The 13,418-nt window shown below is 25.1% G+C and carries 14 protein-coding genes, 2 pseudogenes and 1 riboswitch; all 16 genes and pseudogenes read right to left on the reverse strand.

Features of this window, described 5'->3' with window-relative positions; all coding sequences use genetic code 11:
* Positions 1–36 precede the first annotated feature (36 nt).
* Positions 37–609: a xanthine phosphoribosyltransferase gene (locus LEQ07_RS06785; protein WP_263330019.1), complete on the reverse strand. Its 573-nt coding sequence runs from the start codon at positions 607–609 to the stop codon at positions 37–39.
* Positions 610–706: 97 nt separating this feature from the next.
* Positions 707–808, reverse strand: a riboswitch (purine riboswitch).
* 22 nt (positions 809–830) lie between these two features.
* On the reverse strand, positions 831–1,460 hold the full coding sequence (locus LEQ07_RS06790) for an EAL domain-containing protein (protein WP_317852036.1): 630 nt from the start codon (positions 1,458–1,460) through the stop codon (positions 831–833).
* A gap of 335 nt (positions 1,461–1,795) precedes the next feature.
* Positions 1,796–2,320 carry a substrate-binding periplasmic protein gene (locus LEQ07_RS06795; protein WP_263330085.1) on the reverse strand — a complete coding sequence of 175 codons (525 nt, stop codon included), beginning with the start codon at positions 2,318–2,320 and terminating at the stop codon, positions 1,796–1,798.
* 215 nt (positions 2,321–2,535) lie between these two features.
* Positions 2,536–2,802 (reverse strand): hypothetical protein, encoded by a 267-nt coding sequence (locus tag LEQ07_RS06800; RefSeq protein ID WP_263330021.1) that lies wholly within the window; start codon positions 2,800–2,802, stop codon positions 2,536–2,538.
* The gene (locus tag LEQ07_RS06805) at positions 2,747–3,565 is read right to left on the reverse strand and encodes a hydrolase (RefSeq protein WP_263330023.1); all 819 of its coding nucleotides are present in this window, start codon (positions 3,563–3,565) and stop codon (positions 2,747–2,749) included. The genes LEQ07_RS06800 and LEQ07_RS06805 overlap by 56 nt, the downstream gene beginning before the upstream one ends.
* Positions 3,566–3,574: 9 nt before the next feature.
* Positions 3,575–4,912, reverse strand: a complete 1,338-nt coding sequence (locus LEQ07_RS06810) for a cellulose biosynthesis cyclic di-GMP-binding regulatory protein BcsB (RefSeq protein WP_263330025.1) — start codon at positions 4,910–4,912, stop codon at positions 3,575–3,577.
* Positions 4,909–5,640 (reverse strand): cellulose biosynthesis cyclic di-GMP-binding regulatory protein BcsB, encoded by a 732-nt coding sequence (locus LEQ07_RS06815; protein WP_263330027.1) that lies wholly within the window; start codon positions 5,638–5,640, stop codon positions 4,909–4,911. Before LEQ07_RS06815 ends, LEQ07_RS06810 begins: the two co-directional genes overlap by 4 nt.
* Before the next feature lie 11 nt (positions 5,641–5,651).
* A complete protein-coding gene (locus LEQ07_RS06820) occupies positions 5,652–6,908 on the reverse strand; it encodes a glycosyltransferase (RefSeq protein ID WP_046822013.1) in 1,257 nt (418 codons plus the stop codon).
* Positions 6,909–6,910: 2 nt separating this feature from the next.
* Positions 6,911–8,535: pseudogene (locus LEQ07_RS06830) on the reverse strand (DUF2334 domain-containing protein).
* Positions 8,525–9,370: a GGDEF domain-containing protein gene (locus LEQ07_RS06835; protein ID WP_263330032.1), complete on the reverse strand. Its 846-nt coding sequence runs from the start codon at positions 9,368–9,370 to the stop codon at positions 8,525–8,527. The pseudogene LEQ07_RS06830 and the gene LEQ07_RS06835 overlap by 11 nt, the downstream one beginning before the upstream one ends.
* Positions 9,371–9,528: 158 nt before the next feature.
* Positions 9,529–10,044 (reverse strand): sensor histidine kinase, encoded by a 516-nt coding sequence (locus tag LEQ07_RS22920; RefSeq protein ID WP_442952404.1) that lies wholly within the window; start codon positions 10,042–10,044, stop codon positions 9,529–9,531.
* Positions 10,011–10,181, reverse strand: a pseudogene (locus LEQ07_RS06840) (histidine kinase dimerization/phospho-acceptor domain-containing protein); the annotation flags it as partial. The pseudogene LEQ07_RS06840 and the gene LEQ07_RS22920, both read right to left, overlap by 34 nt.
* Before the next feature lie 11 nt (positions 10,182–10,192).
* Positions 10,193–10,819, reverse strand: a complete 627-nt coding sequence (locus tag LEQ07_RS06845) for a triple tyrosine motif-containing protein (protein ID WP_263330036.1) — start codon at positions 10,817–10,819, stop codon at positions 10,193–10,195.
* Positions 10,820–10,827: 8 nt separating this feature from the next.
* On the reverse strand, positions 10,828–11,337 hold the full coding sequence (locus LEQ07_RS06850; RefSeq protein WP_263330038.1) for a ligand-binding sensor domain-containing protein: 510 nt from the start codon (positions 11,335–11,337) through the stop codon (positions 10,828–10,830).
* A gap of 5 nt (positions 11,338–11,342) precedes the next feature.
* Entirely contained in the window at positions 11,343–12,695 is a 1,353-nt protein-coding gene (locus LEQ07_RS06855; RefSeq protein WP_263330040.1) for a ligand-binding sensor domain-containing protein, read from the reverse strand.
* Positions 12,696–12,722: 27 nt separating this feature from the next.
* Positions 12,723–13,292 carry a hypothetical protein gene (locus LEQ07_RS06860; RefSeq protein ID WP_046822010.1) on the reverse strand — a complete coding sequence of 190 codons (570 nt, stop codon included), beginning with the start codon at positions 13,290–13,292 and terminating at the stop codon, positions 12,723–12,725.
* Between the last annotated feature and the right edge of the window lie 126 nt (positions 13,293–13,418).

A 13,418-nucleotide genomic window follows, 5' to 3' on the forward strand; every position in this document is an offset into this window, starting at 1 on the left:
AATGCATAATAAAAAGCTGGTTAAAACCAGCTTTTTTTACTTAAACTTTATTTGTCCATTTTCTATTGAATCTAAAATTACTAACGATTGTAAATTTATATTTTTTTCATCTAAAAGTTTAGCACCATCTTGGAATCCTTTTTCTATAACTATACCAACTCCAACCAGGTTAGCTTGAGCTTTTTCAACCAATTCATTTAAACCTATTGCAGCTCTTCCATTTGCTAAAAAATCATCTAGCACTAATATATTTTCACCTTTATTTAAATATCTTTTGGAAACTCTTATTGTATAGTTTTTAGCTTTAGTAAATGAATAAACTTCAGATTCATAAACATCCTTATCTAAATTTTTAGATTCCACTTTTTTTGCAAATACTACAGGTACATTACCAAAGTGCTGAGATGCAATAGATGCTATAGCTATACCTGAAGCTTCTATTGTAAGTATTTTATCTATTTTTTCTCCTTCAAATCTTTTTGCGAACTCTTTTCCTATTTCATTTAAAAACGCTACATCTAATTGATGATTTAAAAAACTATCTACCTTCAATATATCATTACCTGAAATTCTTCCTTCAGTTAATATTTTTTCTTTTAACTTTTCCATAAATATGCCTCCAAATTTTAGTATACTGCATAAATAATATTGAGAAAGTTTAAAAAAACTCCTGTCTAAAAAGACAGGAGTTGCATTTACTATAAAAAATAATAAATAAACTTCCTGTAGTCAAATCATTTACGGTGATTTGGTAGAAACTCTTGACCCCTATCGTCAAATTTATACAGATATTGTAATCAGTTTATCTAATTATAAATCATTAATATGTATTAATCAATATTTATTTCATTTATCTCATTTATGCTAAGTGGTTTAAAATAATAATATCCTTGTATATATACCTTTTCATTTTTTATATTTTTTATAAAATCTTTTTGGCATTTATATTCTACTCCTTCACATACAATAGACTTATTTGTGACTTTGCATATATTAGATAAAAATATTATTATTTCCTTTACAAAAATGGAACTTTCTATTCCATCTATAAAGTATTTATCTATTTTAACTATATCAAAATCTAGTTTTTCTAATATGTCTAAGTTAGAATATTCGACTCCAAAGTCATCTATAGCAATCATAAACCCACACTTTTTTAATTTTTCTATAGATGTGTTTATTTTGCTTAAGTCATTTATTCCAACTTTTTCTAAAATTTCTATACATATACTATATTCTTTCATATTCATTAAGGTTGCTATATCGCATATTTGTTTTATAAAAAGATCATTTTCAATTTCATTTAAGGACATATTTAATGATATATAAAAGTCATCATTTTTAATATTATTGTATTCCTTTATAATTTCATAATCGTTTATTGCAAGCTTCAATATATGTAATGAAGTTTCAAATAGCATATCATTATTCTCAATATCTTTTATAAAAAATAAGGGGATAGTATTTTATCATCTTTTTTTAATCTCAATAACCCCTCAAATCCAACTATTACATTTTTTTTAGGATTTATTATAGGCTGATAATATAAAAATATTTATTTTCCTTTAAATCTTCTCTTATAATTTTTTTCATCTTACATTTTTTTATATATGGTAATTTCTTTTTATAAATATATATGATAAAGCTATAATAATGCTTAATCCTATTAAAATAAATATAATAAAATTACTTTTATGTCCACTTCCTCCGTTATTAAAATATATATCTTTAAGATTATCTATTGGACTATATCTTTGTTGAGAATATAACTTTAATTTGCTATCTATATCTTTACTTAAGTTAGTTTGTTTGTTTTTTTATTTCCAGCTATATAAACAGGACCTGTTGAGTATTCAAAAATCTCATTCATATCGCTTAACTTCGTATTATTTATATGAGAAATAGTAGCATCGATTTCATTTTTCACTAGTAAATCATCAAGTTCTTTATAAGATTGAGCTTCAACAGGAATTACTTTTATGTCTCTATTCTCTAATAATTCCATTATCCATTTTGAGTTAGTCTCTCCAGGTATATATCCGAATCTTAGATTCTTCAATTCATTTAAATCTCCATAATCTATGGATTTATTAGTATATACACCATAAGTTTCTAGGGTTATATAGCTATCTGTAAATTCAAATTCATTAACTCTATCTTCTGTTCTATTAATTCCAATAAGTAAATCTAAATCTCCATTTTTTAACATACTCATCGCTTGTAAAATATTAGTATATTTATACTCATATTCAATTCCCAAATCGTTGCATATAGTGTCTAATATATCGTTATAATATCCAGTTGGATTTCCTTTGTCTATATAAAATAAGGGTTATAATCATAAAATCCAACTTTTATAACTTTATTTTTATATGGTTTCTCCTGTGAATATATATTATTATCAATTATGGGTATTAATACTATGAGAATAACTAAAATGTTACTTATTTTTTTAAGCATAATTCTCTCCGTTTCAATCGTTTTGTATTTAATAATAATATTATCTTTAATCTTTCATAACCATATATTCCCATTTTATTCATACCATAGCTTAATAAAATTCATACTCTCTTTTGATGGGTAAAACATTTTATCTTTACCTTTTTCCCCTACAGCAAAAATAGAAAACCCTTTAATATATTTTTCATTCTCAAAGACTATTTTATATGCGTTAAAACATCTAGCTTGCTCATCTCCATTTACCAAGTCAGATACATTATTGTTCCAAGGGTGTGTTGCGGCATATTCAAGTCTTGGAAATCCTAATTCTCCAAAATATTTTTTTATTGTACTCGTTTGCAAAGTTCTCAATTTCTTGTTTTATATTTTGATTTCTATTATTTACTGTAGAGCTATTGATACATTTAACTAATTCTTCTACTGTATTTATAGGCTTATCACTCAGTTCAAAATAAGCTGCAATAGATATAAAGTCTACTTTCGAAAACAATTTGTTATTTAGCTTTTTATTATATAATTCTTTACTTTTGAGATCCCATTCAGCAGTGTACCACCATGAAGTTTTATATGTTACAAGTCCTTTGAATCTCTTTTTCGTAAAATCTATTATATCGCACCAATTTTGTTCATAAGGTTCAAGCTTGCTAAAATTCGATGCTGTATTTACAATATCTACGTTGTATGGAATTGCTACTTCATCAATTAGCTCACTTAATATAATTTTCCAATCTTTAAAAAATTGTTCTTTGTTTTTAGGATTATATTCAGTTTCATATTTACTTCCATTGTCAATCCAGGGAAAAGCTTCTAATATTACTGTTTTATTATTTTCTTTCAAAATTTTAATAATCTGTATGGCCTTATTTTTACTATATTCATCTATAATCATTTTGTTAGATTCTAAAGAAGGTATTTTTATAACTATAGGTACATTTACAGTATTTGCACTTAACATTTTTATATCTTGTAATGCCTGATTAATTTCATAATCTGTAGATAAATTTACTGAATTTAATTTATCCGGTAATTCTCCTTTATCCATTTTGTATACAGCCATAAAACTACATAAAGCTAATATAATTGTTAAAATTATTATCTTTTTCAATTGTATCAACTACTTTCTATATTTTAATATTAATAATATAGCTGATATTATTACAGTTAAAAATAAAAATCCTGCAATAAGTATGAATGTTAAACTTGCTTTTTCTAATTTAAATTTAGAAGAATTATCTTCTAATTCTTCATCACTTCTATTGTTTTCTTTGAAATTTATATCCTGAATACCTCCATCTCTATTTACTACAGCTGCATCTCCTTTTAAATCTCTAGTTAAATTATTATCAGATAAATACCTTACTGATGAACTCAAGCTGTTTTTATCTAAAGAAGATACTATAATAGCTGAATTTGATTTACTATAAGGTGAATTTATAAGTTGTATTGTTGATAATTGTTTTGAATATTTATCATCTAAAAATTTAATCTTATCATTATTTTCAAATCCACTAAAATTCTTATCAAATTTAATGTATAAGTCTTTATTTATATCTTTTAAAATACTATTATCATCTGGAGTTCCTATAACTATAAGATTTCCTTTTTTATTCGTGTTTAAAAATTCACTATCAGTTAACACATTTAAATTTCCTGTATTATAAACTGCATCTCTTCCCATATTTCCAATTATATTAGCTATATTACTTAAATCTGAAGAGTTTAAATTCTTCGAAACCACTACATTTATATCATTTGCTTGTTGATTATCAATAAAAGGATACGGATAACTTTTGAAATTTAAACTATCATTGTCTTTAAAATCAAACTTTATAAATGAACTATCCAAAATATAAGCCCATGGGCTATCTGTATCTCTTGTAACGCACATTAAATCTTTTAATTCTAAATTAAATACAACTTTTATTTTATAATAATTTTTACCTAAAACATCCGTTGGCAGATTTACTTCTAAAATATCATTATCTGCTTTTTCTAAAGATAACTTTTTACTTGAAATAGGCTTATCATTAACATACACAGTAATTAATGATCTTTCAAAATCTAAATTTTTAGCATATCTAAATTTTAAATTCAGAATCGATCCAGCTGTACTTATTTTATTTTTAGGTATAGATACATCAAAATTAGTTTCTTGTGAAAAAGGTCCCTTAAGTAAAAAGTCATTATACCCTAAGTCATTTAAAGTCAATTTATTTTTAATCTCTTTTTTTATATCTGAAACATCTTTAGTTTCATCAATTATGAAGCTGCTACTATTTAATTCATTTAACAGCTCATTATTACATATTAATTTAGTTGCATTTTTAAGAGCTTTACCATTATCTGAAATTATTAAAATCATTCTTTTTTCTTTATTAAACGGAGAAATTACTTGCTTTATAACAGCTTTATTTTTAGCCTGATTTTTTTCGTCATCGCTTAGAAAATTCAAAAATCTGTAGACGTGTCATTTGTTCCACCTATGTAGATAATATTTTTATTATATTCTTTTAAATTTGACTTTAGTTTTACATCTAATTTAAAATTGTCACCTTTTAGTTTTTGCCCCATATTTAAACTCAGGTTCATTACAGAACTTAATTCATTACTATTATATTTATCTGGTAATACAAAAGTAGTATCTATATATGCCTCATTACCTATATTAGCAAATACACTAGCATAGTCTTTTATTTCATTTGAGTTATCTTTTAATGCATACTTCAGTTCTATATCTGATTGCTTATGTACTACTAACCAATTTGCAGTATTAGAATCATCTCTACATATTTTATCTGATATAGTTTTATATGCTTTTATAGAAATACTATTATATCCTGATTTTACAAGTTCTTTAGGAATATTAACTTGCCATTTATCCTGATATTTTCTATTACCATCTAATCTTTTCGAACTTACAGGTTCTCCATTAATAAATACGGTAATCGTTGAATAGTTTACATCCAATAGCTCACTTTTTGTATATACTAAATTCAATTTCAAATCCTTAACATCCCAATTTTGAGATACATTAAAAAATCTTTCGGTGCTTCCAATAACACCATTTATAGTTACATCATCTTGAAATTTGTACGCTTTCACATCTTCATTATCTGCAAATACCAAACTAATATTAGAAAAAGTTAGTATTAATGATAATGCTATAGTTACTATTCTCATTAAGTACCTCCCTAGAATCTTTCTGTTTTATACCATTTAGCTTCTCTTTTTAAAAATACATCCTGAAAATGGCCAAACATACCTTTAATTGCTACTAATAACCACATCTGAGAATATGTAAAGTACATAATTGCAACTAAAAATATATTTCCTAATCCACTTTCTCCTTTTTCCATTGATAAAGTTATACTAACTTGCAAAATAAATAGGACATATGATAATATCCATACAATCCAAAAGTTAAATGGTATGTTAACTTTCACTAAATTAAATAAGCTTAAAACAAATATACAATCTGATATTATAACCGAAGTTAAAAATAAAAAATATACCGAGAAAAAATATACTATATCGAATAATACTCTATTTTGTTTTCCCTTAAATATATTTTTTATATACTTAACTAGAACATATATATTTCCTTTAACCCATCTAGTTCTCTGCTTTATCCACACTTTGATAGTCTCTGGCTCTTGTTCCCAAGTTACAGCTTGTGGAACATATGTTATTCTTTGTCCTAATTTATAGATTCTAAAGCTTATCTCTGTATCTTCAGCTATTGCTTTAGTATCCCATCCTCCTAACTTCTCAATAGTGGTTCTTCTTAATACAAAGTTAGTTCCTGGTATCGTGCAAAGTCCTAATAACTGTCTTCGTCCTGCTTGTGCTATCCATTGAAAACTTAATGTTTCTATATTTATAAATTTTGTTAAAATGTTTTTATATTTATTTCTAGTTCTAAATTTCCCAATAACAGCACCTAACTTATCATCTTTTACTATACTTTGAATCAAATATCTAAGTGCTGTTTTTTCTGGAGTGTTATCTGCATCATATATTGCAATAAACTCTCCTCTTGCTTCTTGGTATCCAATGTTTAGTGCATTTGATTTTCCTTTACCTCCAGTAATATTATCTGTATTTATAATAGTAAAATTATATTTTTTGTATTTATTCTTTATATTTTGAAGTATATCTTTAGAATCATCACTTGAGTTATCATTTATTACTATCAATTCCATCTTATCTCTAGGATAATCTAATAATAATAATGACTCTACAGTTTTTCCTATAACTTTTCCCTCATTATGAGCTGGAACTAATATAGATACAAATGGATATTCTTTTAATCTTTCATCTTTAAAATTAAGATTTTTAAGATAATATACATATCCACTTGCAGCTAAAAGAATATTTATAAAAAGTATTGCCCATATAGATATTAAAGAAAATAAAAATAAGTAATCTACTATAGTAAATCTATTCATAACTATCTCCTTCTAAATTTTCGTCTATTTATAAATCTAAAGAATATAAATATTATCGTAAATATAACCAATACAGTAGACACAAATATTACGATTATCTTATTTATATTAGACATAGAATTTTCAAAACTTATCTCAGATTTAGATTTTTCATTTGACTTATTCTTATCATACGTAACATCTATTTTCCCATCTTTCGACCTTATATTTATATCATCAATTTTTACATAATTATTTATATCTTTTAAATTTAAGAACTCTGAATCATTTTCTTTTAAATAAGATATAACTTGTTTCAAATAATCTAAATTCATATACGGATGGAAGAAAAATCCTCCAGTGTATCCTCTTACCATAGAAAGTTTATAAAAGTTATTCTTTATAATATCTATTGAAAATTTATTATCTCGTTCTATATACCCTAAATTCTCAGGAATTAAAATATTGAAGTTTTTACTTCCTTCTATGATATATGGAAAACTACTTGTAGCAAAGTTTTCATTATTGTTTTGATATTGCCCAACATAAGTTGAAAATATTTTTTTAATTCTGTGTAGCCATTTTGATCCATAGCATAATGAGGCGCTTCAAAGGCAATAGGATAAATACCTTTTTCTACACATAATCTTAATCCACTTAAAACTCTATCTTTAACATATTCCTCCATATTTTCAGATATAGGCTCATCTTTTTCCATATCCCAAAACTCATATCCTTCTCCTGAAATCTCTCTTTTATCTAAAGAATGCATATATCCATGTAGAACAACACTACCACCTCTATCTTGCATATACTTTATAGTTTTTATAAACTCTGGATCATCTTTTATGGTATTTATTTTCCCAGTTTTGCTGTCTACATATGCTGGAATTAATGCTACCATAAAAGGTATACCTTCAGAGTATAAGTAGTCTGCAATCTCTTTTAAATTATCCTTATCTCTAAATAAATGTACATCCTCAATTCTTACAAATACTTTACCTTTTTCAAAATTTTTTATATTATAGAAATCATTTAAAGTATCTTCAAATATAAAAGATTGATCTATTTTATAATTACTAATAAAATATAAATTTTTATTATTGATAACATAAGGATACTCTTTATACGAATCTTTCATAGTTGCTAAAATCTTGCTATTTTGCCTTCTAGTATTAACAACATTAAAATAATCACTACTAGAAATAGTTAGTTTGTTTCCTTTATAATTTAATTCATTTATGCTATTTATCTTTTTTTCATAAATCAAATCATATTTATCACTATAACTTAAAAAGTCTTCTATTCCATTACTTATCCAATATATCCCATGTTCATAATTTGATAAATCCTCTAGCAAATCCCTATCATTTATTTCATTTTCTATATTTATTACAAATATTGAATCATATTGTTTTAAACTTCCTTTTTTATAATCATTTATATAAACACTATCTACACTTTTATTAAATCTATATAAAAGTTCATTTAAATGGTTTATTGTATTCTCTTTATATGAAAATGTTTTTTGATTTTCATATATTATTAGAGCATTTTCTTTTTTCTCTATATTTGCAAAACCTATACCAATATTGCTAAAAACTAATAAAATAATTAGAAATATAACAATATATCTTTTACACATCATACTGAAGTTCCTCTTCACATAAATTTTTAAATTCTATAGCACTATTTATGCTTTCTTTGTATTCTACTATAGCTATTTTAGTGTCTATATCTATATATGACTTTCCTTGATTTAATTCAAGATTTAATTCACCTACATTTTTTTTAATTCTTTCTTTTACTGTATTTGCACCATTAAAATCTGTATAGGGCATTATAATACCCATCATGTCGCTTTCTAAATAATATCTCTCATCTTCTGTCCTTGTGGAATCTATTATTATGTTGCTTACACTTTTAATTAAGTTATATGTTTTTTCCTCTCCAATTATTTTTCTAATTTCTTTATAATAAGGAAGCTTTATAATCATTAGTGCTAGCTTGTTTTTATGTCGATTTGATTTACTCATTTCTTTTTCTAAAGTAGAATAGAAATGTTTAATATTTCCAAGTCCTGTCACTTCATCAACTGTAACAAGATTTTTGTATTTATTTTTTAAAATTTCATTATTTTTTTGAAGTGATAAAATAACACTAGATAGCCTTCCACTAGTCATACATATTATAGGTATACCTGCCATCCAAATATAAGATATATAGTTTATATCTATATTTAATACTGTATTTCTGTAAAATATTAAAGTTGCATATATAAAAATTGCTACTGATGTCAATATAAGTCCAACTATAATACCTCCTATATATGTTGTTATTGAAATTAAAAATGTAATCCCTAGCATAATAAAGTTCAATAAAAAATTAACATCTTCTTTTGATATAAATAATATAATTACAACAATAAATAATTCTAATAATAGTGCTATCATATACGAGTCTATTTTTGATAACTTATCCATTTTCCCCTCCTATTTATATTTTTTACTTATTTAATCATGTGTATATTATACTCTTTTTTTACTTTTTTTCGTGTTTTTTGATATTTTTTAACATTTTTTAGCTTTTAAATTTCAAGATAAAAATAGAATACAATTATTGTATTCTATTTCATAATTCATTATTCAATTGGTAGTATTATAATAAATTTGCTACCTTTTCCAAATTCACTTTCAATATAAATTTCTCCTCCATGTAGGTTTACTATTTCTTTAGTTATCGTAAGTCCTAGTCCACTTGAGTTTTGGATTTCTTCATTTGCGTCTACTACCTGTCTAAATCTATCAAAGATAATCTTTTTATGTTCTTCGTCTATTCCAATTCCATCGTCCTTTACATATATCTCTACTTCATTTATATGATCTTTTATACCTAACTCTATAGTTCCACCTTCTGGTGTATATTTTACAGCATTACTTATTAAGTTTTCTATACATCTTTTTATTTCTATTTTATCAAAACTAACTATTTTTTCTTCTACCTCTGGATCTATTATCAGTTCTATACCTTTACATTCTACATGATTTTTTAGTCTTAAAGCTTCATTTTCTATGACCTCAACTATATCTTGTTTTGTTTTGTTTATTTTATATTTCCCATATTCTATTTTTCTATATCCATTAGATTTGTAATTAATTCTAACAACCTCTCTGCATTTTTATTAATTACGCTCATATGGTACTTTAGATTATCTTTACTTAAGCCTTTTTTATCAATCATAATACTTATTAGTTGCTCAGTTGATGATATAACGTTTAATGGAGTTCTCAATTCGTGAGATAAGTTTACAAATAGCTATTTTTTTTCTTTTCTAAACTTAAAACTTTATTAAATAAGTTTTCATTTTTTTTAATTTCCTTTGTAAGTTCTTTTGTTCTTTTATTTACCATAGAGTCTAATAGCTTTACTTTGCTATCATAATATAAAATAGCCAATATGCATATAGCACAATAAATAACCATCGCTGTTTTGCTTTTCCAAATAGGTGGTTTTATAGCAAATTTAATAGTTTTCTCACTAGATTCAGCTACATTATTATTTATTGCCTTAAGTTTTAGAGTATACTGACCTGGATTTAAATTTACCAAGTTTAATTTGTTACTTTTAACATCTTTAAAATCTTGGTCTACTCCCTCTATCTTATAATAATACTTAATATCCCTTATATTCTTATAATATGGTAAAAACATTTCTATACTTATATTATTTTCATTAAATTTAAATTTAACATCATCAATGCTGTTATATCTTTTTTCATTTACATATATATCTCCTATAGATAAATCTATAAAATATTTCTTCTTCTTTAACTCTTCACATCTAAATGAGTTTAAACCATTTGTTCCACCAAAGAAAATTTCACCATCTTCACTTATATGGAATGACTTTCCATTAAATTCTCTTCCCTGCAAACCATCTACTATATCAAAATTTGTAAACTCATTTTTTTATAATCAAACTTTGACAATCCATAGTTAGTACTTACCCATATATGGTCTAATTTATCTATCACTATTCCGTATATAGTATTATTTGGCAATCCATCTTCCATCGTGTAAACTTCAAATTTTTCTGTTTTTGGATTAAATTTATTAAGTCCATAATTCGTTCCTATCCACAAATTACCTTGTTTATCCTCATTTATAACTCGTACAGAATTATTACTTATAGAGTTTGAGTCGTTCTCTCTCATCCTGTATAGTGTTGTTTTTTGAGTCTTAGGGTCAAATTTTAAAAGTCCACCATCTAAAAAATATCCTATCCAATATATTCCATTGCTATCTTTATAAATACATCCATTTAATTTGTCTTCTATATTATATTTAGATGACAAGCTAGACATATCTATTATTTCACCTGTATCTAGGTTTAATATTGCAATCCCTTCGGTTGTTCCTAGCCATACCTTATTGTCATCATCTATAAGCACACTTCTTACATTACTATTTTCAAGCCATTATCTTTATTGTATACCTTTAACGTTTTTTCTTTTTTATTTATTACATTCAATCCATCATCTGTTGATATTAATATTAGGTCACCTTTTCCCTTTATGTCATATACTTTATTGCTGCTTAATCCATCTTTTCTTTTTATATAATAAGTTTTTTCATTTTCTCTATTTAAAACCGTTACTCCTTCCGAATTCGTTCCAACCCATAATGCTCCATCTTTGTCCTTATAAATCCCGCTTACCATATTATCTGAAATCGACGTATTATCTTCTGGGTTTAAATCATGTTTGTAATAATTTATATTAGTTCTTGAGTCAAATATACTTATTCCAGAATAAGTTCCAAGCCATAAAAGTCCACTTTTATCCTCCATAATACAAAATATCAAGTTATCGGTTAACCCATTTACATCGTATTTACCTTTTTGATAAACTCTAAACTTATCTTTTAATTTATCGTATTTGACTACTCCTGAGTCTGTTGCTATCCAAAGGTCTTTATTTTTATCCTGTAGTATATCTCTTATAGATGAGTTTTTGTCAATTCCATCTGGAGGGTCATACTCTTTTATCTTATTCGTTTTTGTGTTTACTTTATATAGATTTTCATTTCTAGTCCCAACCCATAAATTTTCATCCCCATCAAAATACACTTTGTATATAGTTATCTCTTTTCCATAGGTATCCTTCGTTAGAAACCTTTCAACCCGTTCACTTTTTTTATTTAATTTATATAATCCATTTTTAGTCCCTATCCAATAGTTTCCACTATTATCTTCAGTTATATCATATATATGTTTACTTTTTAATTGGTTCAAATTTTTAATTGCCGGCCTAAATCGATCACTGACTTCATCATATATATCTACTCCATTTGCCGTTGCAATTAAAACATCTCCATCTTTATTTATTAAAATATCATAAACACTACTATCTGATAAATTTCCATTGTTCTTACTATTATAGTAATTTTTTATAGAGTCTGTTTCTGTATTTATTTTGCTTACACCGCCTATAGTCGCAACCCATAAATTACCTTTCTTATCTTCTTTTATATCAATTATATAACTATTTGCTATTCCTTTTTTAGGGTCTTTTTTTTGCCCATACACTTTAAATTCATATCCATTGTAAACATTTAGTCCATCATTTGTTCCTATCCATATTCTCCCTTTACTATCTTGTTCTATCGCTTGTACCGTTCCCTGAGATAACCCTTGGTTTATAGTTATATTTTTAAAATTTATACTTTCTTGTGCATTGGAAATATCAACTCTGAGTATCATTACAAAAACTATAGATATAAATAGTTTTAAGTATTTTATTCTTTGCATAAATTTTTTCTCCTAAATATTTACTTATTACTCACTGTGTAGTTCTTCAGTATAGCTCAAAATTTTCCTATACTTTAATCTTGGGTAACTATCACTTATAAGCGCATAGTTTGAAAGCTTATTTCCTATCCATCTAGAGTGTAATTTACTATATATCCTAATTGAAGCTAAAAATATTCTACATTTCGGACATGTATATATATGGTGTGTTCTTTTATTTTTATTATTAAATTTAGTATCTATGTTATATGCTCTAATTTTGTAAAGCATATGACTATTGCATCTTGGGCATATATATACAGACTTATAATAAAGAGAATTTTTCTTAAATTCAGATGTATACTCATCTTCTAGTTTTAATGATTTAATCTCTTTTATCTTGTCACTAGATTCAATCCAATCTATTTTCTTTAACAAACCTTTATTTCCAGGTTCAAAATCAGATTTATCTAAGTAGTCTTTATTTAAATTAAATTCTTTTAAGTAACTATATCCTGCATATTTTTTATTTAAATAGCTTTTGTCATTTTCTACTATATAATTTTTTTCATTACATTTAGAATTTTTCCGTCTAAATAAATCAAATTTTATTTTCATGGAATCACTCCTTTAATACTTTTTGCTATTACTACGAGTATACACTTTTTAACTGTAATTTTTTGTCGAAATTAGTGTTTTTTAAAATTTTGTACAGAATCTTTTAAAAATAATATTAAATATTAG

This window comes from Paraclostridium sp. AKS73 (assembly GCF_025671395.1).
Lineage (GTDB): Bacteria > Bacillota > Clostridia > Peptostreptococcales > Peptostreptococcaceae > Paraclostridium > Paraclostridium benzoelyticum.